This is a genomic window from Kordiimonas sp. SCSIO 12603, assembly GCF_024398035.1.
Lineage (GTDB): Bacteria > Pseudomonadota > Alphaproteobacteria > Sphingomonadales > Kordiimonadaceae > Kordiimonas.
Map to the genome: position 1 here is coordinate 585,616 of NZ_CP073748.1, position 26,268 is coordinate 611,883.

Below are 26,268 nucleotides of genomic sequence, written 5' to 3' on the forward strand. Positions count from 1 at the left end.
TTATTTGAAATCAGGTTCGGCGTCCCAGTCAAACCCGGCTGGGGCGCCGTTTGATATCTGGTCCGCGAAATCAGGTCCGCGTTTTTCAAGGAAGGATTGAACACCTTCTTTGCCGTCATGTTTGCTGGTGTGATACATGGTCCGGCTTTCTGCGGCATGGGCCACCATCGGGTGATCTGCACCCATCATACGCCATAAAAGCTGGCGGTTCAGCGCTACAGACATTGGGCTGGTATTCTTGGTAAAACTGCGAGCAATTTCAATAGCACGGGCAAGTAGTTGGTCCGGTTCCACAATCTCACTGATCAGTCCGCCTTCAAGGGCTTCTTCCGCCCCGAAAACTTTACCCGTATAAGACCATTCAATGGCTTTCTGCATACCCACAAGGCGCGGCAGGAACCAGCTGGCACAGCTTTCAAGGGTGATACCGCGCTGGGAGAAAACAAACCCAAACTTAGCGTAGGTGGATGCAATCCTCACATCCATTGGCAGCTGCAGTGTTGTGCCGACACCAACGGACGCACCGTTGATGGCGGCGATCAACGGCTTTTTCATTCGGTACATACGCAGTACCATCACACCGCCGCTATCACGGTTTTTAATCATATCAGGGGAACTTGCGTCCACGCTTTCATCAAGGCCGAAAACATTACCGTCGGTGGATAGATCCATCCCGGCGCAGAAGGCTCTGCCATTCCCGGTGAAAATAACAGCGCGGATATTATCATCAGCATCAGCTGCATCGAGGGCATTGATGACTTCCTCGCCCATTTCAACAGTGAAAGCGTTCATGTTATCGGGCCGGTTCAGCCGGATGATCATGATGTTTTCGTCTGTTGTTATATCAAGCGTATTATAAGCCACTGTTCCCTCCATCTGCTTTTATGCCTTTAAGCCCTAAGATAGAGCGGTCGCTAAATATGGAAAATATTTGATTTATCAAACCAGCCAGTCCACAATTAGGTTTCTTGAGGGAGAGATAAATGCGTAACTGGTTTTATGAGCAGATGGCTATGTATTCTGCTTATCACAGGGATTACAGAAACCAACTGACCCACCATCTTGGTGTGCCGATGATTGTGTTTTCCATTATGGTGCTGTTGTCACCGATTGAGCTGATGCAGTTTGAATCCGGTCCGCTTAATCTGGCGACGGTTTTGATGGCTGGGCTTTTGCTGTTTTATATTTTATCAGCGCCACTTGTGGGGACGATCGCAACCTTTATTTATGGCGGGTTACTGTATTTTGCGAACATCGTTGGCCAGACCAATATGGAAATTGTGCTGAAAATCTTTGGCGTATTTTTTGTGGGCGGTTGGGCTATCCAGTTTACCGGGCATATTTATGAAGGCCGGAAACCAGCACTTTTCGATAATATTCTCCAGATATTTATGGCCCCATCTTTCCTGATTGCAGAAGTGCTATTCCTTCTGAAGCTGGAAAAAGGTTTGAAGGCGGAAATTGAAGAGCGGATGCCTGCTTATCTTCCTGAAGCCAAAGAGGAATAGCTTATAGATAAGGGCTTGCGAGCCAGAGAATTCGGCCCAGGATACGCTTGTATCTTGGGCGTTTGTTTAAGGCTTCCAAGTTCATCAGTTTCGCTGACGTGAAGCGTTCTGAAACCCAGCTGCGAAGCTGTGAATTAAAGGCTTCATCATAAATTTCCACGTTGAATTCAAAATTCAGTTTCAGAGACCGCGCATCCCAGTTTGAAGACCCGAACAGCGACCAGCGCTTATCCACAACCATTAACTTCGAATGATCAAATGGTGGTTTGGACATATAAAGGTTACATCCAGCCTGCACCAGTTGTCGTACGCCAGACATAGCTGCCATACCGAACATGGGAAGATTACTTTTCTCTGGCACGAGAATGTCAACCTGAACTCCGCGCAGTGATGCTTGTTTCAGAGCTTCAATGAGTGCCTGTTCCGGCAGAAAATAGGGCGTGATAATTTGCACATGTTTACGCGCCGAAGCCAGTGCGCTTTCAATTATCATCGCTGTTTTTTGGCGGCGTTCATCCGGGCCATCAGCGATGGCTCGTGCCGGATTTCCGCCTTCAATTGGTGTGATTGGAGGCAGCCATTTTTCCTCTGGTAATTCTTCGCCGCTTGAGAAAGCCCAGTCATCTGCGAAGGCATCCATCATCTGGGTGACAATGGGGCCTTCAAGCGCGAAATGTGTATCGCGCACGCGCGGTGTACCGTCACTACGTTCAAGGTGATGCTTCCTGATATTCATACCACCCGCAAAACCTAGTTTTCCGTCAATGATCAGCAGTTTCCGGTGAGTGCGCAGGTTAAAGAAAGCAAGCCGCCAGGAAAAACGTGCCGGATTAAAGGAAGTAACCGGAACATTGAGCCGCCTGAGCAGGTTTGAAACCGGTTTGAAGCCGTAAAGATTGCCAACAGCATCCACTAGCACTCGTACTTCCACGCCTCTATCTTTTGCGCGGGCAAGAGCCGCTACAAAACGCCTACCTGCCTGATCTGCCTGAAAAATATAGGTGGTGAGCGCAACTGTATGTTCAGCACCATCAATCGCTTTTATCATCGCGTCATAAGCTTGGCGGCCACCTTCAAGCGGGGTGATTTTGTTGCCGAGCGCCAGTTGCTGCGCGCTCACACGACCAGAAAGCCTGTCATGCGCGCGCCAGCGGTTCGGTGCATCTGGCATACCGTCGATAATCTGAGGGCCACCCGGATCAACAAGTTCACCTGAACGGGGGCGCAGGCCGCGTTTTTCCCGAGATAACCTAGCTCTACGCTGGATGCGGTTGATGCCGAAAAGAAGATACATCAAAAGCCCGAAGATAGGAGCAAGCCAAACAAGGCCTAGCCACGATACCGCTGACCTTACTTCCTCTTTGGTGCGCATAATCTGGATGCTGGCAAGAATTTGCGCAATAAGCACAACTGCCGCTATCAGCACCCCGTCAGGCCATATCCATGCCTCTAAATTCATAAAGCTCCCGTCACCAGATAAGCTTATTATATAGTGGGTTTACCCGCGGCCGAAAAGAGGCTGTATGATCTTCATTTAACCCGCGACAATAATGCGCTTGTTCCCTAGCCCGCTATTCTGTAGCGTGCAGCCATGAGCAGAGTGCAGAATAATAGTGATGAAACACATGTTTACCGTGGGGATAACTTATCCTGCTGGCGGGGTGGACGTATGGTGTTTGAAGGCCTTTCTTTTGAAGTAAAGGCTGGTGAATATTTGCATCTGAAAGGCGCGAACGGTAGCGGAAAATCCACGCTCATTCGGTTGCTTGCTGGCTTGCTTGAAACTCGTACAGGTTCGGCCAGTTTTGCCGGTGATCCTATGCTGGGTTCTGATGTGGCGGCTTCTGCGCATGTAATTTATTCTGGCCACCAGCATGCTCTTAAACCGGTTCTTACGCTGAGAGAAAATTCCGAAAATTACGTGAAGTTGATGACAGGCGGTTCGCTTGCTTACGAAACACTGGAAGCTGCTGTAGATAGGTTTGATCTTTATGATCTGATTGATACGCCTGTCCGGTATTTTTCCAGCGGTCAAACGCATCGATGTTCGCTTCTGCGGTTTTGTTTGCTTGACCGCCCTATCTGGTTGATGGACGAACCAACCGTGGGGTTGGATGCAGAAAACAGAGGAAGGCTTGAAGCTGTTATGCAGGACCATTTGAACAGTGGTGGTATTATTCTCGCAGCTTCTCATGATCCTCTGAATTTGGACGGTAAAACCCTGATGATGGCGGATTTTGAAGCTAAGGCATCCGGGCAGGAATATTGGTTATGACGGCAGCAGTTAAAAGCACAGGTGTTTTCTGGGCTGTTGTACGCCGGGATATTAAGCTTGCATGGTCGCAAGGCGGTACTGGCACCATGGCGCTTTCCTTTTTCCTGATTGCTGTGAGCTTGTTCCCGTTTGGTGTGGGGCCGGAACCACAAATGCTGGCACGGATAGCGGCCGGAGTGATTTGGGTGGTGGCACTGCTTGCCTGTCTGCTTAGCCTCGATCGACTGTTTCAGGCAGATTTTGAAGATGGCAGCCTTGATGATCTCGCTTTATCCCCGATTGGTATGATGGGTATTGCCGCCGCTAAAACACTGGCGCACTGGATATCAACTGTGCTGCCGCTTGTAGTGATGGCACCGCTTCTGGCTATGTTGATGCAGTTACCGAATGAAGGCTATTTGCTTTTGGTTATTTCGCTCCTTATCGGCACGCCAGCACTTAGTTTGTTCGGGGCTATTGGTGCGGCACTTACGGTTTCCGTCAGGCGTGGTGGGGTTTTGATGTCACTTCTTGTTTTGCCACTTTATATTCCGACGTTGATTTTTGGGGTAGGTGCCGTTGATGCGGTAATATTAAGTGCAGATCCAACACCGCATCTGGCACTCCTCGGAGCAGTAACACTTGTGGGAATTGTTGTATCCCCATTTGCAACAGCAGCAGCACTTAGGTTATCACTGGAGTAAGGAAATACAGAACGCTGAGACACCAAGTCGCACTTGCTGAAACCAGCGTTTCTCTTTAGGTAAGGGCCATGCATAGATTCGCAAATCCAGCACAGTTTAACCGCCTGGCAGATAAGATTTTGCCGTGGGCGATTGCTATCACCGTTATCACGCTGGTGGTTGGGCTTTATTATGCGCTGTTCGCAAGCCCGGAAGATTACCAGCAGGGCTCCAGTGTGCGTATGATGTATGTACATGTGCCAGCGGCCTGGATGGCTATGTTCGTATACGGTGTTCTAGCGGTTTCCGGTTTTGTAGCCCTTGTTTGGAAACACCCGCTCGCATTGATTTCTGGCAAAGCTGCTGCGCCAATAGGGGCGGTGTTTACGCTTCTCGCGCTTATCACAGGCTCTCTTTGGGGTAAGCCTATGTGGGGCACATATTGGGAATGGGATGGCCGCATGACAAGTGTGCTTGTGCTATTCTTTTTCTATCTCGGTTATATGGCGCTTTGGCAGGGTATTGAAGATGAAGACAAGGCCGGGAAGGCTACGTCAATTCTCGCGCTTGTAGGTGTTGTGAACTTGCCGATTATCAAGTTTTCTGTGGAGTGGTGGAACACCCTTCACCAGCCAGCAAGTGTGATGCGCCTTGATGGGCCAACCATCCACACAGATATGCTTATTCCGCTTCTAACCCTTGCGGTAGCTTACAAAGCTTATTTTGTAGTGGTATTCCTGTGGCGCATGAAACTGGAAATTAACGAGCGGAAAATCTCCGCACTAGCGCAAGCTGCAAACGTGAAAGTACATCATTATGGCGGGTGATTACTCATTTTATATTGCGGTAACATACGGTATTTCAGCTGTTGCTCTCTTGCTTTTGGCAGGGTTGAGTTACCGCCGTATGAAAGCATCCAACGCGAAAGTGGCTGAGCTTAGAAGCCGCAGAAGGAAACGGTAACGTGTCAAAGGGCCTTAAATCTCGTAAAAAACAGCGGCTGATTGTGCTTTCAACCGCTGTTGCGGCGCTTGTGGGTGCTGTGCTTCTGGTGCTTTTTGCCCTTGGCGGCGATAGCCTTAGCCTGTTTTTGCAGCCTTCCAGTGTTCTAGAGAAGAAAATTCAGGCAGGACAGCGTTTCCGTCTTGGTGGTTTGGTACAGGATGGAAGCTTCAAAAAGCTTGAAGATGGCCTGACTTATAAATTCGTAGTGACAGACTGTGCGGCGGATATCCCTGTTCAGTTTAAGGGTCTGTTGCCTGATCTATTCCGTGAAGGACAAGGTGTTGTAACCGAAGGTGCCTTGGATGCGACCGGGATCTTCATGGCAGATACCGTGCTAGCAAAGCATGACGAAAATTACACACCCAAAGGTACGATGCCAAAGAATGTAGAAGCGTGTGAGCACCCTGAAAAAGCTGCGGGGTATTAAACTGTGATCCCTGAAATTGGACATTTTGCACTTGCTGTTGCCTTGATGCTTGCCCTTGTAGGGGCGATAGTACCGCATGTAGGTATCGCGCGCGGCGATGCTCGCCTTATGGGGTTGGCGGACCGGGTGATTTATGGCCAGTTTCTAATGGCGCTCATCGCTTTTGGTGCGCTTACATATGCTTATGTGATCTCTGACTTCTCTGTTTTGAATGTGGCAGCGAACTCACATACGGCTAAACCCATGCTTTATAAAATTTCCGGCGTCTGGGGTAACCACGAAGGTAGCCTTATGCTGTGGGTATTAACGCTCACACTGTTTGCCTCCGCAGTTGCATGGCGGGGTAAAGAGCTGCCACTAAGGTTTCGTTCACGTGTGCTCGCGGTACAGAGTGCGCTTATCGTTGGGTTCCTTATCTTCATTCTCTTTACAAGCAACCCGTTCTTGCGGCTTGATCCAGTACCTGTTGAAGGTAACGGTCTTAACCCGCTACTCCAAGATCCGGGCCTCGCATTTCATCCGCCTATGCTTTATCTGGGCTATGTGGGCTTGAGCATTGCTTTTTCCTTTGCGGTGGCTGCACTGATTGAAGGGGAAGTAACACCCCTTTGGGCACGTTGGGTAAGGCCCTGGACACTATCTGCATGGATGCTGCTGACGGGCGGTCTCGTCCTTGGTAGTTGGTGGGCTTACTATGAACTTGGCTGGGGCGGTTGGTGGTTCTGGGACCCGGTTGAAAATGCTGCTTTCATGCCGTGGCTTATTGCATCAGCGCTTCTGCATTCATCAATTGTGGTGGAAAAACGGGATGCGCTGAAAAGCTGGACAATCCTTCTCGCGATCATCGCGTTTTCTTTCAGCCTTTTTGGTACCTTTATGGTGCGCTCTGGTGTGATCACCAGTGTTCATTCATTCGCCAATGATCCAGAACGTGGGCTTTATATACTCGGGTTTTTAGCAGTTGTTGTGGGTGGTTCCCTTAGCCTTTATGCATGGCGTGCGCCGAAGCTGTCTCCAAGCGGTTTGTTTGGGATGGTAAGCCGTGAAAGCGCGCTTGTGCTGAATAATATTCTCCTCAGCACCTTCGCAGCTGTTGTGCTTGTGGGTACGCTTTATCCCATGATGCTCGAGGCCACTGGTGGTGCACAGATCACAGTAGGGCCGCCTTTCTTTGAATTTGCCGCTATCGTTCTTATGTCACCGCTGATCGTGGCACTAGGGTTTGGGCCGCTTCTCGCATGGAAGCGCGGACGGATTGGCCGCGCAGGGCAGATGTTGATTCCAGCCCTTATAGTGGCACTTGTAGCCTTTTTGGCTGTTGCTTGGGACAGCGCAGGCGGATTGCTGATGACAGGCTTTGGCCTTGGTCTGGCTCTTTGGTTGATTGTGTCCGTATTTCTTGAGCTCTTTGAACGCCTGCAGCTGTTTAAAAAGCCTGAGAAAGTTTTATCCCGCATGAAGGCGTTGCCGCGTGCCACATGGGGCATGAGCTTTGCCCACCTTGGTATTGGCGTGATCCTGCTTGGTATTACTGTTAGTGAAGCGTGGACCACAGAAAAACTTTTGATCATGGCACCGGGTGAGCAGGCTGAAGTCGCCGGGTTTAGTTTCCGCCTTCATGGTGTAGAACCTGTTGCTGGTCCTAATTATACCGCTATCCGTGGGCATTTCACTGTCGCTGAAGATGGACAGGTATTTAACCAGCTTTTCCCTGAAGACCGTGTTTACACTGACCAGGTGATGAATACGACAGAGGCTGCAATCGCCCCTATCTGGACTGGTGATTTATATGCCGTAATTGGTGAAAGTGCGGGTGAAGGTAAATGGTCTGTACGGCTGTATTTCAAACCGTTTATCTCTTTCCTTTGGCTTGGTGCCACTTTCATGATTGTGGGTGGTGTTTTCTCGTTGACGGACAGGCGTAAGCGCATTGGTGCACCCAAAGGTAAGCGTAGTAAATCTGCAGCAGGAGCAGCATAATGAACGGCTTTGGTAGATTTATCCCGCTTCTTATTGTTGTGGTGCTTGTTGGTGTTTTTCTCTCAGCGATGATGAGTGACAGAAACCCCAAAGAAATTAAAAGTGTGATGATCGGCAAACCTGTACCGACATTTGAAATCCCAAATCTGTTTGATGACCAGCCTGCACTTACTGATGCGCGTCTTCGTTCAGGTAAGCCTGTGATTGTGAATTTCTTTGCAAGTTGGTGCCTGCCGTGCCGTGCGGAACATGAAAATCTGGTAACGCTTGCAAGCGGATACACCGTTGATGTGATCGGCATTGCTTATAAAGATGATCCAGAAGCTTCCCGTGATTTCCTAGATGAACTTGGCAACCCTTATGCGGCTGCTGGTGTAGACCGTGATGGTCGTTTAGCCATCGATTGGGGTGTTTCTGGCGTACCTGAAACCTTCTTTATTGATGGCGAAGGTGTGATCCGTTACCGCCACTGGGGGCCAATCGTGGGTGATAGTTTACGTGTTCAACTGCTGCCTCAATTAGAGGAGCTTCAGTGATGCTGCGTTGGTTTGGTTCCATATTGGTTGCTGTAACTCTATCGATCACTGCGTTTGCGGTGGCTGTGGATGATAAGCCACTTAAAGACCCTGTGAAGGAAGCAATGGCTCGGGCGCTGATGAAAGAAATCCGCTGCCTGGTGTGCCAGAACCAGTCTATTGAAGATTCAAACGCTGACCTTGCCCGTGATCTGAGACAGATTGTGCGTGAACGTATATCGCTTGGCGATAGCCCCGATAATGTGCGGGCTTACCTAGTTGACCGTTATGGTGATTGGGTCCTTTTAGAGCCGCCCGTGAATACATCCACATATCTATTGTGGGGGTCGCCGTTTTTGCTTCTTCTGCTCGTGGCATATGGTGTTATGCGGTCAAGGCGTGAGCAAGCCGGGCCAGCTCCGCTCTCATCGGAAGAACAGGAAAAGCTGAATGCTATTCTCCGTGAAGGAGATGGTAAATGATTTGGTTGTTCTGCGCTGCCATCGCGCTGGTTGCTGTTTTGCTTATCACGGTAAAATCTGGTGCAGCAGATAGGGATGCTGATCCGCTTTCTCACTATAAAGAGCAGCTTGAAGAAATTACGGCTGATGTAGAACGTGGTATTCTTGATGAAGAATCTGCGGCTTCTGCAAAGCTTGAAATTGAACGCCGTATTTTGAAAACGGTTCGGAAAGCTGAAAGCAAAACGCTCCTCTCAGGGTCTGTATCAACAGTTCTGCCAATTGCCGGTGCTGTTGTTATTGGTGCGTGGCTTGTTTACAGCCAACTGGGCAGTCCGAACGCACAATCAAAGCCTGGTGTTTTTGTTACGATGCAAAATGCTGAAGTAACAGAAGGTGGTCCAACCTTCCGGGAAGCGCTTGATAAAATACAGCTGCATCTTGATGCGAACCCCGATGATATTGAAGGCTGGTCTGTGATGGCGAAAACAGCCCGGTCCGTTGGGGATTATAGCCGCACGATCAATGCCTATAAAAATATTGTACGCCTTCAGCCAGAAGATAGTCGTTATCAGGTGGAGATGCTCGAAAGCTATATCGCGATGGCGCAGGGCAAAATAACACCGGCCGCTAAAATGGTGTTACAGGGCCTATTGCGTGCAGAACCTAATCACCCGGCTGCTCATTATTATTTAGGGCTTACCCGTTTGCAGGCAGGGGACGAAGAAGGCGCGAAAGCTGTTTGGCTTGCTCTTGCAGAATCGTCAGCCGCTGACGCACCTTGGATGCCCACAGTAAACAAGCATTTGCAAGATATGGGAGTACGTCCTCCAAAATTATCACAGGACCAGATTGATAATGTGAATGCGATGACTGCTGAGGATCGGCAGGAATTTATCCGCTCCATGATGGCGCGTCTTGAGGCAAAACTGGAAGAAAATCCTACTGATTCGCAAGGTTGGATGATGCTTGCGCGATCTCAAGTATCACAAGGTGATAAAAAATCCGCGATTTCTACGTTAAATCGGGCCTTAGAGGCGGTTAATGATGCAGATAAGCCTAAAATTCAGGCGTTTCTTGACAATTTGCTCAACAGCAACGATTTTTAAACTATAGCCGCATAGAGATAGAACTGTGAGGTTGCTCAGGTAGAATTTTCTGAGCTTTCGGGGCCCGAAGAAGTCGTTAGCCCGCGGTATAGCTATGAAATAGCTCCATAAATTATGACTAGGCCGTTTTACCATGGTCGATATTAATTCAACGAATGCCGGCTTGCAGGGGCAGTTGCAGGCACAGCTTCAATCAAATCGCGTTAACGCCAGGCCGAATCCGGCCAATGTCAACCAAGGAACACCGCAGCAGGAAATTGCGAGTGAACCAAATGCCCGTGTTAACGAAAATATTCCCGCATCACGCCGCCTTCCAGTAAGGCAAAGTGAGCGTGCAGGTCAGCTTTCAACACCTCAAGAACTTGAGGCAGCACAACAACGTGTTGCGGAGGAAACTGGCGTACCTCTTCGGGAAGCGCCTGTTGGCAGATTATCTGTTCAACAGGAACAAGAGCGCAATCAGCCGCTCGGGCAAATTATTGATATTCGCGTTTAGACGCAAAATTATATACCCATGACATTTGTCATGCATGAGATGTGACATGCATGACTGTTTTCTGCTGTGCGGCTTCCTTACCTTTAAAGGGTAATCAATGGAGGCCGTGGTCATGACAGCGACTTTAGAGCAAACGATATCCTATAAAAACCTCACTAAAACATATGGTGATAAGAGAGCCGTTGATGGGCTTGATGTTTCCTTTCAGAAAGGCGAACTAACGGCCCTTCTTGGTGAAAATGGTGCCGGGAAAACTACCTCAATTTCATTAGCGCTTGGGCTTGTAGAACCCACAGAAGGTAATGTTACTATCCTTGGTCACAAAGCTGGGTCTATTGAAGCGCGCCGTGCAGTGGGGGCGATGCTTCAGTCAGCGGAACTACCGAACCTTTTAACAGCTGAAGAACACATCAAACTTTTCAGCAGTTATTACCCAAACCCTGTGCCAATCGAAGAATTGGTGGAAATGCTTCAGTTAACACCGTTTCTCAAACAGCGGTATGGGGGCTTATCTGGAGGACAAAAGCGTAGGGTACAGCTTGCACTAGCTCTGTGCGGGAATGCTGATTTTGTCATTCTTGATGAACCAACTGTTGGCCTTGATATTGAGACTCGACATACACTTTGGCAGGCGGTACGTGCTTGTGTTGCACGCGGACAGGGTGTCATCCTCACAACACACTATCTAGAGGAAGCAGATGCTCTTGCGGATAGAATTGTGGTGATGGCTGACGGGCAACTGGTGGCTGACGGTACACCGGCAGAAATTAAAGCATTATCGGCTGAAAAAGTAATCGAACTTCAAACCAACGCCAGTGCTGATCTGATCAAAACTTTGCCAGGGGTGCATTCGGTGGTGGAAACCGGGCAAACAATCAAAATCTCTGTCCGTGAGGCAGAGCCGTGTCTGGCGTATCTCTTTAAAGAAGGTTTTGAGGTGAAGGACCTGAAGGTTTCGCAGGTAGGCCTTGAGAGCGCATTCCTTGATATCACAAATAAAAATAAACAATCTGGCAGTATAGGAGAAGCAGCATGAGCACAGCGGCGATGAAAGTTTCGAACCTGACTATTCTTGCAGGTGAATATAAAACAGAGTTTCTAAAAGCATTTAGAATGCCTCAGTTCTCATTGCCCACGCTGATGTTCCCCATGCTGTTTTATTTTGTGTTTGGATCACTGATTGGTACGCCGTCACCTGAGCGCGCGGCATACCTTTTGGCGACCTACGGTGTTTTTGGTTCAATGACAGCGAGCCTGTTTGCCTTTGGTGCAGCGATTGCCAATGAGCGAGATGAAGGCTGGCTTGAGATCAAACGTGCGGCGCCGCTGCCGACGAGGGTGTTTTTCACTGCAAAGCTTTTGATGACCATAAGCTTCAGTATGATGGTGACTGGTGGCTTGTTTATCATTGCCATAACGGTTGGGGGTGTAAGTCTTGAACCTGTTCAGTGGTTAAGCCTGATTGGTCTTAATATCCTGACAACAATCCCATTTGCTTTTATGGGGCTTGCTATTGGCTTGCGAGGTAAGACCCAGGCGGCGGCTGGTATTACCAACCTGGTGTTCTTTCTGATGTCTATCTTCGGTGGTTTGTGGGTGCCGCTACCAGTGTTCCCAGCAATTTTCTCTAAGATTGCGATTGCGCTGCCCAGCTATCATTTAGGCGCTTTGGCACTGGAAATTGTTGGTGTGGAAAGCCAGCTGAATGTGATTGCTCATGTTGGTATTATCCTATCTTTTGGTATTCTCTTTGGTGCATTTGCCTTTAGCGCGTGGCGGTATATGGATAGCGACCGCAAAGGATAAGTATTTTGGCAGTGACACAGCAGAGTGTTGCTGCCAAACTATTGGGAACATTAGGGATATATTATTGTGGCAAATTGCGCTGATACAGAAAAGAAGAGCTGGTTTGATAGCCCATATCCGTGGCTGGGGTATCTCTTCATCTATTTCTTTCCATGGGTATTCAGGGCGCCGACCTCAACCGAGCTTATATATACGGCGTTTCTTATCCCCGCGTTTCTGGTGATTTATCTTGTAGGTACAAGAAAAAAAGGTGCGGATGTTCTGCCCTTTATTGCGTCTCTTATTATCCTTACGGTTATTGGTTCTCCCGTTATGTTGACTTCTAATGTGTTTGCTGTCTATGCCGCTGCGATGGCGGGTTATATTGAAGATAGGCGGCTCGCTATCTGGACATTAGTAGTTATTGTGGTGATCACCGCGGGATACGGTATGTTTATGGGATATGGTATCCCTTTTATTGGCCCTGCGGTTTTCTTTATGTCGATGACAGGTGGAGCCTGTATTGCAGGCACACAGTTCCGCGCGAAAAATGAGGCTTTAAAAGCTAGCCAGGAGGAAGTACGGGCCATGGCCGTGCAGGTGGAACGAGAACGCATAGCCCGCGATATGCATGATGTGCTTGGGCACACACTCTCGCTTATTTCTGTTAAGTCTGAGCTCGCGGGCAAGCTTGTTGACCATGATCCTGTTCGCGCAAAATCAGAAATTGAAGATATCCATAGCACAGCAAGGAAAGCTCTCGCAGATGTTAGGGCGACCATTACCGGGATGAAAAGCCATACGCTTGTGTCAGAAATTGCGGCCGCCCGGCAGGCTTTGAGTGCTGCTGATATCAGCCTGAATTTTGTGAATGAACAGATTGAACTACCAAGTTCGCTGGAGAATGCAGTTGCTATGGTTATCCGCGAAGCGGTGACTAATATCGTGCGTCATGCTGGTGCTGAAAGATGTACGGTTAAGATTACCGGGCAGGGTGATGACCTTCTTTTGAGCATAGAAGATGATGGTTGCGGCCAGATTAAGAAAGAAGGAAATGGGCTTAAAGGTATGCGTGAGCGGATTGAGGCACTTGGCGGTTATTTGAATATTATGTCGGAAGAAGGAACCCGGATTGAAGCGGCTATACCGCTTGCTGAGGTAAACGCGTCATGATCCGTATCGTTATTGCAGAAGATCAGGATTTGATCCTTGGTGCACTCGCAGCACTTTTGTCTCTTGAGCATGATTTTGAAATTGTCGGGCAAGCAAAAGACGGCAATGAAGCTATTGAAATGCTCCTTGAGCATAAGCCGGATATTCTGATTTCTGATATTGAAATGCCTGGGAAAACCGGCCTTGATCTCGCGGCAGAAATTAAAGAGCGGGGTATGAATATTGGTGTGCTTATTGTAACCACCTTTGGGCGTGCGGGGTATATGCGCCGCGCTATGGATTTGGGTGTGAAAGGGTATCTTCTTAAAGATGCACCATCCGCTAAGCTTGCGGACGCTGTTCGTAAAATCAACATGGGCGGCAAGGTTATTTCACCTGAATTGATGGATACTATTTGGGGGACACCGAATCCGCTTACGACCCGGGAAAGCCATGCGTTAAAGCTTGCGGAAGATGGAAAGTCCAGCAAGGAAATCGCTCGCATACTGGATATCGCACCGGGTACCGTGCGGAATTATCTCTCTACAGCGACACAGAAACTGGAAGCATCAAACCGGATTGAAGCAGCGCGGATAGCACGTGCTAATGGCTGGCTTTAAGTTTCTGCTGGACGAAGGGCAATACTAGCCCCAAGTTATAGGCATGACAGACCCACACAATAAAATGGATACCTTTCACAGAACCATCCCTGATGGGGATGATCATGAGCGCATGGTTTGCAAGGATTGTGGTTTTATCGCTTATGAAAACCCGAAGATTATTGCGGGGGCCGTGGTAACGTTTGAGGATAAATTCCTTTTGTGTAAACGGGCTATCTACCCGCAAAAAGGTAAGTGGACCATCCCCGCCGGGTTCCTTGAAATGGGTGAGCGGCCAATAGACGGCGCTGCTCGTGAAGCTTGGGAAGAAGCACGGGCCAAGATAGTGCCGCAAGATTTGCTGGCCGTTTATACCGTTACCCGTATCAGCCAGGTACATATGATGTACCGGGCAGCCCTACCTTCGCCAGAGTTTGAGCCGGGAATCGAAAGCGAAGAGGTAGGGCTGTTCACATGGGATGAAATCCCGTGGGAGGAACTGGCATTCCCGAGTGTACACTGGGTTTTGAAACATTTCCGTGAAGTGCAGGGGCAAGAAAACTTTGCACCATTTACTAACCCTGAAGGTTGGGAAAAAGCTTAAGTACTTCGGAACTTCTGTCTGATAACATTCCAGAATGACTGTTTTGGCTGAGGGCGTGCGGTGACAGTATGGGGAGTTAGAAAGTATAACGCCTCTTGCTCATTTTCTACCAAATTGAAGTTTTTCCAGTGAGAGATAATACGCTGCTTAAGTGCATCATTGGCTATGGCAACAACCTCTTTATGAACACCTAAGGCATAGACCGAGCTGTACTTAATATAAGTGTCGCTATTCTCTATATTTTCTGGATTTTTAAGATAGTCAGCAAAATAGGTCCGAACAATGGGACCAGAATTTGCGTAGAATTGCTTAATGCCACCGTAGCAAGCTAGTAAATAGCCAAAGTACAGGAAAAATTCGGTGAATTTTTTCTCCATGAATACAGTGTGAAAACTTCTATTTTCTTGTGTTTCTATATGAGTGATCAAATCTTTGACTATTTGGGTTTTTGCGAGAAATGGCGTGATAGTTGGTAGGCTTTTTTCAACAGATAAAGGGCCCTTCCCACCAAAGTAGGTATAGGCAGCCTTTAAGTTTTCATCGAAATCGGCGTGATAATAATTGAGCGGCAAGAGCATACGGCCATCATTGGTGTACAGCCGTTGGAAACCTGATGGTCTGATAAAATGGTTTTTGCAGTCCAGTATCAGATAATGTTTTGTTTCTATTAGGTTTGAGGCCAGCAGTTTTACCGATTGCTGGCTCCACCAATCAGGAGATTTGATAGAATGACCAAGCAGGGTTGTATATGTTGTTAGACGAACTTTGGACTTAAACGGGCCGTATTCCGGCAGGATGTATTTGTTGAAATAGGCTGTAAATGCATGTTCGTTGTTATCGTGCAGGATAACATGAATAGTACCAATAATGCTTGGGTCTAGGTATTTTGCAAAGGACCTGGCCTGTAATTGAAGCAGGCGTAATTCTCCGCAGAAAGCAACGACAACTATATCAGTTTTTTGATCCATCCATGCCCCGTTCAGTGGATATGGTTCAACACTTAGTCTTAGATAAAGTTCTCTTCATAGAAGAACTTTATTTGATAATACGGGTAAATGGGGCATTGGTAAGGTATAGAGTGTTTTAAATATACCTGCTGCTTATTGTTTGGGATAATTAGGAGAGTAAGAAAGTAAAATGAAGCTGCCCCCAAGCAATAATTGCTCAGAGGCAGCTCGGGGGGATTTCTTAGCTATAGCTTCAAGGTCGATTATTTCTTTAAAACTGGGTAAGCGTCTGTATAGATAAAATCAGTTTTCCGTGCAGGTTCGTGGCAAGCCATACAGTCTTCCTGGTAATTTGTGGATTGGGTTTTTTCTGTGTTATCAGCGCCAAAGAACGCCCAGCCCCAGCCTTCACCCCATAATGGGTTTTCAGTGAAGCGGCCTTTTCCGTCTTTAATCATCACAAAATAACCGGCTAATTTATCAGCGCGTGTTGCTTCACCTGTTGTCAGGAATTCTGTGTGTCCACTGAACAATTCTTTTACAATGACGGTACCATCCGGGAACTCACCAGTTTTCCTGTATGCATCAACAGCTTCACGAGTTGAGTAAACGATATGTAGCCCAACTTCACCGCCTGTATCAGCGTCTCCCGCTACCGACCAGCTGCCGAGCATCACATAATCCGTACGGAAGTTCTTAGGAACCCGGATATCACCCTTGGCAGAGATAAGCTTTTCGTATGTTGCTTCGCCTATATAAGCTTCAGAATTATCTCCATGTCCCACATAGGCGGCAGCACCTGCTGTGACCGCGCATAAGCTTAGTCCTGTAAGAACGAAAGCTTTCATATTGAACCATGTTTTTACAGGTTTTTTCTCAAGGTTTGTCATTCTAGGTACCTTTCGGTGCTGCAAGGGCTTTTGTGCAGCAGACTTTAAGTTTTACATCGGTTTAATAGCGGAAAGATGGCTACGCGTGCGAACCTTTCCAACTGTGGTTATTTCCTGCTTCAAGAGGCACTATATATATTTTGGTACGAACGTTCAAGAATTATCAAGGTTGCACTTCGGAAGGTAAAATCTGATAGTAGCGGCTTCTTCATCAATAAACTGAATGTGCGGTAAGAATGGGCAGACCACTGGCGTTTAATAAAGAAGATATTCTTTCAAAAGCTATGTATGTGTTTTGGGAGAATGGTTATGACGGCACGTCTACAGATGACTTGGAGAACGCGACGGGTATTAAACGTGGTAGTCTCTATAACACGTTTGAGAATAAACACCGCCTATATATGGCTGTTCTACAGCACTATTCAGAAGTACATATGGGTGAAGCTATAGCGGCTGTTACAAAGCACACCTCTTTCTCTGAAAGTCTTGGTGCACTTCTTGATTATGTGACCGCAGAAAAAAATTTCACGGCTGCGTACCGCGGGTGTTTGTTATGTGATGCCGCTATCGAGCATGCTTCAAGGGATGAGGAAGTTGCTGAGTTTGTGAGAAATTCTTTCGGGAATCTTGGTAACGCTGTTGCCGATGTTTTACGGGCTTCCGTAAGCGACATATCTGCCGAACACGCCAGAGAGGAAGCAGATAGAATAGTGGCTATCTATATGGGGCTGAGAACCTACATTAAAATTGGTCATTCAAGAGAAACGGTTCTGAGCATTGCGAAACGTGAGCTCAAGCACATAGCTAAAAACTAGATAGGCTGGATTTAGGCCTATTCTTCATCCTGCGGCAGATATTTCACAAGGAACAGGCTCTGGCCAATAATAAAGATGAAGAGCGCGCCGGTAAGGCCAAATGTTTTGAAATTCACCCAGGTATCATTGTCGAAATTTCGCCAGATCAATTCGTTAGCCACAATTAAACTGATGAAAAACAGAATATAGGCCTTTGTAAGTTTGCGCCATACATGATCTTCCAGCTCAAAGGCCATCTGCATCACAGCTTTCAGGTAAAGCTTATCTCGCCATAGGCCAAACAGTAAGATTATGGAGAATACGCCATAAATCAGGCTGGGTTTCATTTTTACGAAGATTTCATTCTGTAGATAGAGGGTCAGCCCACCCATCACCATAACAATCACGAAGGTGAACTTTTGCATGGCGCTGATATGGCCCATTTTAAAGTAGCCAAACAGCATGGCCGCCGTCATGGAGAGCATGAAAACGGCTGTAGCAACGAACAGTGAATTCGTGTCGCTCGGTTCAATATCAAAACTAAAACCCGCGAGCAGATCTATGATATTTTTACCATATTTGTAGCTGATGAAGAACACCATCAAGGGCCCGAACTCCACCAGAAGCTTGACCCAGGAGCTTTGTTTTGCTTCTGATGTTTCTGTTGTTGCTGTGTTATCGGACATATGAGTCATCAACCTCGTAAAAATACTATATGAGCAAGCTCTAGCACGGCACTTATTGGGATTACAGGCATAAATTTATGAAACAGCTCTTTAAAGACCGCAATTTCATGACCTTCTGGTTCGGGGAATTTATCTCCGTGGTGGGGGATCATATCAGCGTGCTTGCTTTCCCGATGTTGGTGCTTGCTATGACAGATAGCCCAGCGCTTGTAGGCGCTGTACTTGCCGTACAGGGGCTTCCGCGTGCGATTCTGTTATTGTTTGGTGGCGCGGTGGTGGACCGCTACAGCCCACGTGCTGTGATGCTGGTAACCAATGTTTTGCGCTTTATCTTCATCATGTTCCTGGCATGGCTGATTTATGCTGATCTGGCATCTATTGAGCTGGTATTTGCTGTAGCACTTGCCTTTGGTATTGCTGATGCCTTCTTTTATCCAGCGACCACGTCTATCCTGCCGAGCCTTGTTAAGCCTGATGAACTTCAGGGGGGTAATGCACTGGTGCAGATGGGTATGTATCTGGCCGTGGTGTTCGGGCCTGTGATCGGCGGTATCATTATCGCTGGTGAAATTAATACCATGAGCCATTCCGGCGACGGTTTTGTTGCAGGATATGATGATAACCGGATGGGTTTTGCTCGTGCCTTCTTTATAGATGGTCTTACATTTGCTGTTTCTTTCTGCACGCTTCTTTTTGTGAAAACACGCAAGAAGGATGAAGCGGATGGTGAAGAAAAAACATCCATGCTGCAGGAAGTGAAAGAAGCGCTCGTTTGGGTATGGAACCAACCAGCTGTGCGGCTTGGTTTTATCGGCATTGCTGTGTTGCAGTTCTTCTTTCAGGCACCGATATTTGTTGGACTTCCGGCGCTTGCCAAGGAACGTTTTGTGGAATGGAGCTATGTTTATGGGCTTCAGATCGCGGCCTACGGCGGCGGGGCTTTCATTGGGTCTATGGTTGGCGGAATGATGAGGGGTCCAAAGCCTGAGAATTTGCTGCGTGCTATGTTCCTTATCTTCATTATGTCAGGCTCAACGCTTGCGCTTGTGGTGCTTTATGAACCTTATCAGTGGGCCATGTTTGTATTTTTCCTTGCGGGCGCTGGCGACAGTTGGGTGTGGGTGCATTTCACCACATGGCTCCAGAAACGTACACCAGAGAAACTGCTGGGCCGGGTGATGAGTATCTTTATGTTTATGGCGGTGGGGCTGTTGCCGATTGCAAATATGGTGATGGGCCTAGCTTTTGAGTGGAATCTTGAAGCATCCCTGATTATAGCTTCTGCCATCATTGTTTTAACGTGCCTTGTTGCTGCGCTTCACCCGGATGCGCGCAAAGGAGCGCTTACAGGGAAAGAAGCATAATATGCGTGGTTATTTTGGGATCGGGATCGATAATGCATCAAAGCGCGGCAATATGGGGAACCTTATCCGCACGGCGCATGCTTTTGGCGCGTCTTTCGCGTTTGCTGTGAACCCAAAAATCGTGGCTCATACTGGTGAGTATGTAACCAAGGATTATGTAGATACCAGTAAAACTGCGAACAATATTCCATTCTTCAATTACGAATCTGTGGCTGAGGTAGAAATCCCGCAAGGCTGCCAGCTTGTAGGTGTTGAAATTGATGACGATGCCGTTGATTTGCCGAGCTTTAAGCACCCTACTCAGGCGGTTTATGTGCTTGGTGGTGAACGCTCTTCCCTTAGTGAAGAAATGAAGGCGCGCTGCAACAGCTTGATCAAAATCCCGACAAAATTCTCACTTAATGTTGCTACTGCTGGTGCAATCGTTATGTATGATAGGCATAGAGTTCTTGGCGGCTACCCTGATAGACCACTTATGACAGGGCGAAAGCCGGAACCAAAGCCAGAGCATGTGCATGGCGGCGTACGGTCCAGACGGGCAGAGCGCAAGTTAAAGCAAGACGTATAGTTGTTAAAAATATATAGGTTGGATTGATGAAATTTGGGGCTTTAATCAGCAGCGCACTTATCGCTGCCTTTGCATTTTCAACACCATCATTTTCGCAAGATAGCCGCAGGCACCTTGGTTCTTTCAGGGATTGGGAAGCCTTTGTATACGGCACTGGCGCCAAGCGCACTTGCCATATGATAAGCACACCTAAATCGTCTCGTGCCAGTAAAAAGAATGTTCGCCGCGGCGATGTTTATGTAATGGTTTCGCACCGCCCGGAATACGGTGTGAAGGATGAAGTAAACTTGGTGTTTGGTTATCCTGTACGTCAGGGTAGCGATGCTTCATTCAGTGTTGATGGTCGTCGCGGACTTAGCTTCTTTACCGAAGGTAACAGTGCATGGGCCTATGATCCGAAGGACGACAGAGGTGCTGTGGCTTCCATGAAACGCGGGAACCGCTTAGTGGTGAAAGCAACCAGCCAACGCGGCACAAACACCACGGATAATTATAGCCTTTCCGGGTTTACCGCCGCTTATAATGCAATCACACAGGCTTGCCGCTAAGCAGTTGCGGATAAAGCAGATTTATAGCGGCGACTGGCGCGTAGCTGGTGGCCGCTTTTTAGTTTGAGTGCTATATCACCACCGGCAATAGGGCTGGTTTCTGATATAGCCTGTCTGTTCACAATGTATGATCTGTGAATACGAACTGCATCACAGCCAGCCTTTTGTAGCTCTTCTTCCAGTTCCTTGAGTGTTGCCCTGACCAGTTGTTGGCTATGGGATGTTTCCAGTTCAGCATAATTCCCTGCACTTTTAGCGAACAGAAATTCTTGCGGCTTTAGGTGTACCGTTGTACTGCCGCATTTAAGAGTGATGCTGGGCGCTTCTTTTTTCTCTGCTGACTGTCTGAAAAAACTATAGACCAGATAGAACATGGAGAAAGTGACAGCGTCTTTGCGGAACTCGTAGAAGCTATCTCTCATCACATCACCGAAAAATTGATAGTTCGACTCGAAAAGAATCAACCAGAAAATCTTCCGCAGCCCAACCATCATACTTACATGCAAAAAAGAAAAGGTGATTGCCATGCCCAGATAGATGGACGCGGACCTTAGAAATTGATCACGATTGAAAGGGTAAAGCTGAAAAGCTCTAACAGCAAAAACAGATAGAATAATCGAAACCATCCCGCTTGATGCTTCGCCGATAAGATGCTTACCCCAATGGGTTCCTGTGCCACTGCGTTCAGTTTCTGTGATTAAAGATCCCGTATTCATCCAGATGAAAACCGAGATAATAGCTGCGATTACGGCGAGCGCTTGCCAGTCACGCTGCAATTGCTCTTTAAAACTCGGATTGTTTTCTCTCTGTTCCATGGGGGCATGTTATGTGAATCGGATGCAGCCTGCAACTCTATGTAAAACAATGCCTTTACCGCTTATCCCAAGGGTAAAACCTTTTATCCCAACCGATTTTATCTGTTTTACCGTTTATCCCACGGGCCATGTTCCTGATGTCACCGAAGCTGAAGTATTTAGGGGGGCGGTTCATACATTCCTCATGTTTTTGTTCACTGCATATGAGGATAGATACGAAAAATGAACACGAGACGATATGATCTTGATTGGGTGCGGGTAATCGCATTCGGCCTCCTGATATTTTATCATATAGGCATGTATTATGTAACGTGGGGCTGGCACGTAAAAAGCCCTTACGCTGGTGAGTTTTCTGAGCCAGCCATGCGGCTTTTGAACCCATGGCGGCTTTCTTTGTTGTTCTTTATTTCAGGAATCGCGATTCGCTATTACTACGACAAACAAGCAACCCTTTGGAAGGCGGGCTTCGTCCGGTTTGCTAAGCTCTTTATCCCGCTTTTCTTCGGTATGCATGTGATCGTGGCACCGCAATCTTACTATGAGCTTCTGGCGTCAGGGGAAATACAGCCCGGGTTTTGGGATTTCTATATCACCTACCTGATTGGTACTGATGATTTCAGCGTGCATATTCCCACATGGAACCATCTTTGGTATGTGGCTTACTTACTGATTTATTGCGCACTGGCAGGGGTGTTATTCCGGCCTATAACGTGGCTTTCAAGACAGTTGGAAAAGCCGTGGTTTGCAAGCTGGTTTGGCGGTGGTCGTATATTCATTCTCCCGGCTCTTATTTTTGTGTTCTACCGTTTCACGGTGGATATGTATTTCCCGGAAAAACATAATCTGTTTGGGGATTGGGGCGCACATGCGCGGTACGGCACTTATTTCCTGATTGGTATTCTCTTCGCGAAAAATGAGCAATTCTGGGCACTCTTGAAAACCGGATGGAGAAAGGCAGCGATCGCCGTTGTTGTTTTAGGAGCTGTACTTACTCTGACATGGAATAACTGGAGCTTTATTGAAACACAGGAAATCCCGCTTCAGTTCGCACGAATCGGCCGTGTGGTATATGCTTGGGCGGTGATTATGGTGATCTTTGGTGCTGCCCAGGATTATCTCAATAAACCAAGCAGCGCGCTTTCTTATTTCACCAAAGCGGTGTTCCCCTATTATATCCTCCACCAAACGATCATTGTAGTGGCAGGTGTGTGGCTTTCCGGCTTTGCCCTTGGTGCAACAATGGAATTTCTGTCACTTCTTGTGATTACAAGTGGCGGATGCGTGCTTCTGTATGAATTAATCATCAGACCGCTTGGGTGGCTGCATCCTCTCTTTGGAGTGTTTGGGAAAGCACCTACATTCAAAGGTGATAAGGCTAAATAGGCTTTTTCCTTTACTTTTAGAGCGCCAAAGCATAGGAAGGCGCCGAAATTAACCGCTTGTGGGTGAAACGCCCGCAAGCCCGAAGCGACCTGGAGCAGCTATCCCTTGAACAGGGCTGCAAAAGGCAGGGAAAACAAAATGCAAGTTACACCAAACGGCCATGAGCCGATTGTTCAGCCGCGCATTGGCGCAGATTTCACAGACGGAAAAATCAACCTCTTGGGTCTGAGCCGTGATGAGCTTAAGGATGCTCTTCGTGATTTTGGCGTGCCGGAAAAGCAGCTCCGTATGCGTACCACCCAGCTTTGGCACTGGGTTTATCACCGCGGCGCAACTGATTTTGATGTGATGACCACTATCTCAAAAGATATGCGTGCTCTTCTGAAAACTGGGTTTGTGATTGAGCGTCCTGAAATTGTAGAAGCGCAATATTCGAATGACGGTACACGCAAGTATCTTATCCGTTTTGCAGACGGCAATGAGGCCGAAGCGGTTTACATTCCAGAAGAAGGCCGCGGTACACTTTGTGTTTCTTCACAGGTTGGTTGTACGCTGAACTGTAAATTCTGTCATACAGGCACTATGCGCCTTGTGCGGAACCTGACAGCAGGCGAAATCGTGGCGCAGATGATGATTGCCCGTGATGATCTCGGTGAATGGGAAAACCCAACTGAAGGCCGCATGGTTACAAATATTGTAATGATGGGTATGGGTGAGCCGCTTTATAACTTCGACAATGTGAAGAAGTCGCTTGAAATCATTATGGATGAAGAGGGTATCCAGCTTTCTCGTCGTCGTATTACGCTTTCTACATCAGGTGTTGTGCCGCATATGGAACGCTGCGGTGAAGAAATTGGTGTAAACTTGGCTGTGTCTCTGCATGCTGTTCGTGATGACGTGCGCACAGATATTATGCCGATTAACAAAAAGTATAATCTGGATGCTGTGCTTTCAGCATGTGCCAACTATCCGGGTGCCCATAACGCGCGCCGTATCACGTTTGAATATGCAATGCTTAAAGGCGTGAACGACAGCGATGAAGATGCACGTGAACTTGTGCGACTGATGCGGAAATATAAGCTACCAGCAAAAGTAAATCTCATCCCGTTCAACCCATGGCCGGGTACAGAGTATGAATGTAGTGACTGGAAACAGATTGAGCGTTTTTCAAACATCGTGTTTGAAAGCGGTATTTCTGCGCCAATCCGCACACCACGCGGCCGGGATATTATGGCAGCTTGTGGTCAGCTTAAATCAGCATCTGAAAAGAAATCAAAAGCTGAAATGCTCCGCGAACAGGCTGCCGCCAATGAGGCAACGAAGCCACAGAGCGCAGCTCATTCATCTACAGGGTTAACTTAACCCTCCTTTGTTGAGTGACAAAACTTTAAGAACTGAATAGCCTGATCACAGAATTATCTGCGGTCAGGCTTTCTGTTTTGAGTGCCATGCCGTCCGCACCTATGGGGAGGTGTTTGTGTTTTCTGTTTTGTTGAGACATGTATCTGTTGCTGCCTTGTTGCTTGCAAGTACTGCGGTGCTTGCTGAGGACAAAGAAAAAGACCTTGTTGATTTGCCCGAAAGTTTGGCAGTCAAAGTCGCGCATTTGCCTGTAGAACATGTAGAATTTCTCCGCAGCACTAAAGCACTTGGGTTTGCGGGCCGGCACGATATCCTTTTTACCCGTCTTGAAAAGAAGGATGCTGAAGCTATCGCGGCTTATGTAGCTGCGATGGTAAAAGTGCATGAACTCTCAAAGTTTAATCCAGAAACAGATAGCGCGACAGTACCGCTTGATCCAACATATAGTGGTTTCAACAGCTGGAAAGTACGCAAACCTGCTGCGTTAAGAGGAGCCCGAGAGCCCGGACCAATTGATCTCAGCCGCTATATGTATTCTGGTCCTAAATCAGGTATTCCAACTTTCTTTAACCTGCCAGTTGCTATCACACCGCAAGATTTGGTGGCAGGCGATGTAGAGGTCGCTATTATGGGGGCTCCGCTTGATATGGGATCTGGTATCAGGGGCGCTGCGTATGGCCCAAGGGCCGTGCGAACTGGCGCTATTTACAAGGGTAATGGCCCGGATGTGCCTGAACATATGCACACGATGGTTTCTCCTTTTAACGAACTTACTGTTGTAGATTACGGCGATATCGCCGTTGATGGTTTGAGCACAGAACGCAGCGTTGGCCATATTCGCGAAATGGTGCGGGAGGTGGCGGCCGCTGGCACAATTCCAATCATCGTAGGTGGCGACCATTCTTTAATGTACCCAGATGTAGCTGGTGTGGTGGATGTATACGGTGCTGGTAAAGTAGGTGTGGTGCATTTTGATGCACACTTTGATGCCCAGCCAACAGGTTCACACCTTCTTAGCCACGGCCAACCGGTACACCGTCTTTTCAGTGAAGAAATTGTGCCTGGTGAAAATTTCATTCAGGTGGGTTTACGTGGTTATTGGCCCGGCAAAGAAGGGTTTGAATGGATGCGTGAACACGGCCTTCGGTATCACACCATGGCAGAAGTAGAAGAAAAAGGCTGGAAAGCCGTGATGGATAGAGTGCTTGAAGAAGCGCTTGAAGGCCCTGAGTATATCTTTATTTCTTTTGATGTAGATGTTCTTGATCCAGCCTATATGCCGGGTACTGGTACGCCAGAACCGGGCGGTCTTACCACCCGGGAAGCTTTTCCGATTGTTCGTAGGTTATGCGCCGAAAAACAGGTTGTTGGTTTCGAGCTTGTAGAGGTAAACCCAGTTGCAGACCCGGGCTATACCACGGCGCAAAATTCTGACCGTATTCTGCGAGAATGTCTTACAGGTATTGCGATGCGGAAGCGGGGGTTGACAGACAAGCATTATCTTAGCCCGCTTACCGTTGACCACGGACAAAAACCGAAATCGGCTGCTCAGGATTGAGCAGCCTTTTCAGCCGCTTTTACAAACGCCCATACTTCGTTTGAAAATGGTTTTTCAGGGCCATCCTTGGGCCAATCGTCCATATTGTCATACATCTGGGCTGCTTTTCCCATCAGGCTTGGGTCCACGTCATAAATCGCCTGTGTCATGGCATTCCATTCTTTGACAATGGCCTGTGCTTCTAGGCTTGCAGGGTCGGTGCCTACAAGTTTTTCTGTACGAGCCAAAAGATCCGGCCAAGCCCGTTCGTTAGCTGTTATGACATCATCAGGGATAGCGGCTTTTGCTTTTGCCCATTTTACATTGTCTTCCGGGGAATAGAATTTATCCCACACTTTTTGCCATTTCTCTTCGCTCATCGCGTTCTCTCCAAGTTTGATCATGTTACAAAGCGTGGAAAGATCGGATGTTTCTCTGGCTTCAAGTTGTGTAAGCGTATCTTCAACCGCCTGAAGAGATAGGGTTATTTCTTTTTGTTTTTCTTCCAGAACAGTTTTTTGCATACGGAGCAAATCAGTGGCTGGAATTTCTTTCGAACGCAGCAGATCAGCGATTTGTTCAAGCGAAAAACCAGTTTGCTTTAACAGCTGAATTTGTTGCAGTCTCAAAATATCTCTGTAACGGTACACTCGCTGTCCAGACTCGGATCGTTGAGGTGCTAAAAGCCCTTTATCTTCATAATGTCTGAGTGCCCTGACTGTTACGCCAGATTGTTTTGCCACATCTCCAATGGAAACCATAGATCATCCTTTCTTTCCACTGTTCTGGTGGTTAA

The 26,268-nt window shown here is 47.7% G+C and carries 30 protein-coding genes; 23 read left to right on the forward strand and 7 right to left on the reverse strand.

Features of this window, described 5'->3' with window-relative positions; translation table 11 throughout:
- Nucleotides 1-864, reverse strand: a complete 864-nt coding sequence (locus KFE96_RS02680; protein WP_255834468.1) for a crotonase/enoyl-CoA hydratase family protein — start codon at nt 862-864, stop codon at nt 1-3.
- 119 nt (nt 865-983) lie between these two features.
- On the opposite strand from KFE96_RS02680, the gene KFE96_RS02685 reads away from it, so the two are divergent.
- Nucleotides 984-1,508, forward strand: coding sequence for a DUF962 domain-containing protein (locus KFE96_RS02685; protein ID WP_255834469.1), 525 nt, complete (start codon nt 984-986; stop codon nt 1,506-1,508).
- A 1-nt stretch (nt 1,509) separates the two neighbouring features.
- On the opposite strand, the gene cls is transcribed toward KFE96_RS02685, so the two are convergent.
- Nucleotides 1,510-2,967 carry a cardiolipin synthase gene (gene cls, locus KFE96_RS02690; RefSeq protein ID WP_255834470.1) on the reverse strand — a complete coding sequence of 486 codons (1,458 nt, stop codon included), beginning with the start codon at nt 2,965-2,967 and terminating at the stop codon, nt 1,510-1,512.
- Nucleotides 2,968-3,099: 132 nt separating this feature from the next.
- On the opposite strand from cls, the gene ccmA reads away from it, so the two are divergent.
- From ccmA to KFE96_RS02765, 15 genes are all read left to right on the forward strand, one after another.
- Nucleotides 3,100-3,783, forward strand: a complete 684-nt coding sequence (gene ccmA / locus KFE96_RS02695; protein WP_255834471.1) for a heme ABC exporter ATP-binding protein CcmA — start codon at nt 3,100-3,102, stop codon at nt 3,781-3,783.
- Nucleotides 3,780-4,466, forward strand: coding sequence for a heme exporter protein CcmB (gene ccmB / locus KFE96_RS02700; RefSeq protein WP_255834472.1), 687 nt, complete (start codon nt 3,780-3,782; stop codon nt 4,464-4,466). The genes ccmA and ccmB overlap by 4 nt, the downstream gene beginning before the upstream one ends.
- 68 nt (nt 4,467-4,534) lie before the next feature.
- Nucleotides 4,535-5,272, forward strand: a complete 738-nt coding sequence (locus KFE96_RS02705) for a heme ABC transporter permease (protein ID WP_247019214.1) — start codon at nt 4,535-4,537, stop codon at nt 5,270-5,272.
- Nucleotides 5,262-5,408 (forward strand): heme exporter protein CcmD, encoded by a 147-nt coding sequence (ccmD, locus tag KFE96_RS02710; RefSeq protein ID WP_255834473.1) that lies wholly within the window; start codon nt 5,262-5,264, stop codon nt 5,406-5,408. Before KFE96_RS02705 ends, ccmD begins: the two co-directional genes overlap by 11 nt.
- Before the next feature lies 1 nt (nt 5,409).
- The gene (gene ccmE, locus KFE96_RS02715) at nt 5,410-5,877 is read left to right on the forward strand and encodes a cytochrome c maturation protein CcmE (protein ID WP_255834474.1); all 468 of its coding nucleotides are present in this window, start codon (nt 5,410-5,412) and stop codon (nt 5,875-5,877) included.
- 3 nt (nt 5,878-5,880) lie between these two features.
- Complete coding sequence (locus KFE96_RS02720) at nt 5,881-7,857, forward strand: heme lyase CcmF/NrfE family subunit (RefSeq protein ID WP_255834475.1); 1,977 nt, start codon at nt 5,881-5,883, stop codon at nt 7,855-7,857.
- The gene (locus tag KFE96_RS02725) at nt 7,857-8,393 is read left to right on the forward strand and encodes a DsbE family thiol:disulfide interchange protein (RefSeq protein WP_255834477.1); all 537 of its coding nucleotides are present in this window, start codon (nt 7,857-7,859) and stop codon (nt 8,391-8,393) included. The genes KFE96_RS02720 and KFE96_RS02725 overlap by 1 nt, the downstream gene beginning before the upstream one ends.
- On the forward strand, nt 8,393-8,854 hold the full coding sequence (locus KFE96_RS02730) for a cytochrome c-type biogenesis protein (protein WP_255834478.1): 462 nt from the start codon (nt 8,393-8,395) through the stop codon (nt 8,852-8,854). Before KFE96_RS02725 ends, KFE96_RS02730 begins: the two co-directional genes overlap by 1 nt.
- Nucleotides 8,851-9,942, forward strand: coding sequence for a c-type cytochrome biogenesis protein CcmI (ccmI, locus tag KFE96_RS02735; RefSeq protein WP_255834479.1), 1,092 nt, complete (start codon nt 8,851-8,853; stop codon nt 9,940-9,942). The genes KFE96_RS02730 and ccmI overlap by 4 nt, the downstream gene beginning before the upstream one ends.
- Nucleotides 9,943-10,075: 133 nt before the next feature.
- Complete coding sequence (locus KFE96_RS02740; protein WP_255834480.1) at nt 10,076-10,438, forward strand: hypothetical protein; 363 nt, start codon at nt 10,076-10,078, stop codon at nt 10,436-10,438.
- A gap of 112 nt (nt 10,439-10,550) precedes the next feature.
- Nucleotides 10,551-11,474 carry an ABC transporter ATP-binding protein gene (locus KFE96_RS02745; protein ID WP_255834481.1) on the forward strand — a complete coding sequence of 308 codons (924 nt, stop codon included), beginning with the start codon at nt 10,551-10,553 and terminating at the stop codon, nt 11,472-11,474.
- Nucleotides 11,471-12,244, forward strand: coding sequence for an ABC transporter permease (locus tag KFE96_RS02750; RefSeq protein WP_255834482.1), 774 nt, complete (start codon nt 11,471-11,473; stop codon nt 12,242-12,244). The genes KFE96_RS02745 and KFE96_RS02750 overlap by 4 nt, the downstream gene beginning before the upstream one ends.
- A gap of 66 nt (nt 12,245-12,310) precedes the next feature.
- A complete protein-coding gene (locus KFE96_RS02755) occupies nt 12,311-13,396 on the forward strand; it encodes a sensor histidine kinase (protein WP_255834483.1) in 1,086 nt (361 codons plus the stop codon).
- The gene (locus tag KFE96_RS02760; protein WP_247019192.1) at nt 13,393-13,995 is read left to right on the forward strand and encodes a DNA-binding response regulator; all 603 of its coding nucleotides are present in this window, start codon (nt 13,393-13,395) and stop codon (nt 13,993-13,995) included. The genes KFE96_RS02755 and KFE96_RS02760 overlap by 4 nt, the downstream gene beginning before the upstream one ends.
- 43 nt (nt 13,996-14,038) lie before the next feature.
- Complete coding sequence (locus KFE96_RS02765; protein WP_255834484.1) at nt 14,039-14,578, forward strand: NUDIX domain-containing protein; 540 nt, start codon at nt 14,039-14,041, stop codon at nt 14,576-14,578.
- Here the strand turns inward: KFE96_RS02765 and KFE96_RS02770 are convergent.
- Together KFE96_RS02770 and KFE96_RS02775 are read right to left on the reverse strand one after the other, a co-directional pair.
- Nucleotides 14,575-15,546 carry a DUF6492 family protein gene (locus KFE96_RS02770; RefSeq protein WP_255834485.1) on the reverse strand — a complete coding sequence of 324 codons (972 nt, stop codon included), beginning with the start codon at nt 15,544-15,546 and terminating at the stop codon, nt 14,575-14,577. The two genes, KFE96_RS02765 and KFE96_RS02770, sit on opposite strands and share 4 nt — an antisense overlap.
- Nucleotides 15,547-15,788: 242 nt before the next feature.
- Nucleotides 15,789-16,415, reverse strand: a complete 627-nt coding sequence (locus KFE96_RS02775) for a cytochrome P460 family protein (RefSeq protein ID WP_255834486.1) — start codon at nt 16,413-16,415, stop codon at nt 15,789-15,791.
- Between the two features lie 236 nt (nt 16,416-16,651).
- On the opposite strand from KFE96_RS02775, the gene KFE96_RS02780 reads away from it, so the two are divergent.
- The gene (locus KFE96_RS02780; protein ID WP_255834487.1) at nt 16,652-17,230 is read left to right on the forward strand and encodes a TetR/AcrR family transcriptional regulator; all 579 of its coding nucleotides are present in this window, start codon (nt 16,652-16,654) and stop codon (nt 17,228-17,230) included.
- A gap of 17 nt (nt 17,231-17,247) precedes the next feature.
- Here the strand turns inward: KFE96_RS02780 and KFE96_RS02785 are convergent, their stop codons facing one another.
- Nucleotides 17,248-17,895: an inner membrane-spanning protein YciB gene (locus KFE96_RS02785; RefSeq protein ID WP_255834488.1), complete on the reverse strand. Its 648-nt coding sequence runs from the start codon at nt 17,893-17,895 to the stop codon at nt 17,248-17,250.
- Nucleotides 17,896-17,972: 77 nt separating this feature from the next.
- Between KFE96_RS02785 and KFE96_RS02790 the strand changes: the two genes are divergently transcribed.
- The 3 genes from KFE96_RS02790 to KFE96_RS02800 are packed head-to-tail and all read left to right on the forward strand — an operon-like array spanning nt 17,973 to nt 20,375.
- Nucleotides 17,973-19,259, forward strand: coding sequence for an MFS transporter (locus tag KFE96_RS02790; protein WP_255834489.1), 1,287 nt, complete (start codon nt 17,973-17,975; stop codon nt 19,257-19,259).
- A 1-nt stretch (nt 19,260) separates the two neighbouring features.
- Nucleotides 19,261-19,827, forward strand: coding sequence for an RNA methyltransferase (locus tag KFE96_RS02795; protein WP_247019178.1), 567 nt, complete (start codon nt 19,261-19,263; stop codon nt 19,825-19,827).
- Nucleotides 19,828-19,853: 26 nt separating this feature from the next.
- Nucleotides 19,854-20,375, forward strand: a complete 522-nt coding sequence (locus KFE96_RS02800; protein ID WP_255834490.1) for an invasion associated locus B family protein — start codon at nt 19,854-19,856, stop codon at nt 20,373-20,375.
- On the opposite strand, the gene KFE96_RS02805 is transcribed toward KFE96_RS02800, so the two are convergent.
- Nucleotides 20,372-21,190 (reverse strand): LytTR family DNA-binding domain-containing protein, encoded by an 819-nt coding sequence (locus tag KFE96_RS02805; RefSeq protein WP_255834491.1) that lies wholly within the window; start codon nt 21,188-21,190, stop codon nt 20,372-20,374. The genes KFE96_RS02800 and KFE96_RS02805 overlap by 4 nt on opposite strands.
- 222 nt (nt 21,191-21,412) lie before the next feature.
- Between KFE96_RS02805 and KFE96_RS02810 the strand changes: the two genes are divergently transcribed.
- From KFE96_RS02810 to KFE96_RS02820, 3 genes are all read left to right on the forward strand, one after another.
- Nucleotides 21,413-22,573: an acyltransferase family protein gene (locus tag KFE96_RS02810; protein ID WP_255834492.1), complete on the forward strand. Its 1,161-nt coding sequence runs from the start codon at nt 21,413-21,415 to the stop codon at nt 22,571-22,573.
- A gap of 138 nt (nt 22,574-22,711) precedes the next feature.
- The gene (gene rlmN / locus KFE96_RS02815) at nt 22,712-23,935 is read left to right on the forward strand and encodes a 23S rRNA (adenine(2503)-C(2))-methyltransferase RlmN (RefSeq protein ID WP_255834493.1); all 1,224 of its coding nucleotides are present in this window, start codon (nt 22,712-22,714) and stop codon (nt 23,933-23,935) included.
- A 115-nt stretch (nt 23,936-24,050) separates the two neighbouring features.
- Nucleotides 24,051-25,493, forward strand: coding sequence for an agmatinase family protein (locus tag KFE96_RS02820; protein ID WP_255834494.1), 1,443 nt, complete (start codon nt 24,051-24,053; stop codon nt 25,491-25,493).
- Here the strand turns inward: KFE96_RS02820 and KFE96_RS02825 are convergent.
- Nucleotides 25,484-26,233: a MerR family transcriptional regulator gene (locus KFE96_RS02825; protein WP_255834495.1), complete on the reverse strand. Its 750-nt coding sequence runs from the start codon at nt 26,231-26,233 to the stop codon at nt 25,484-25,486. The genes KFE96_RS02820 and KFE96_RS02825 overlap by 10 nt on opposite strands.
- Nucleotides 26,234-26,268: the final 35 nt, after the last annotated feature.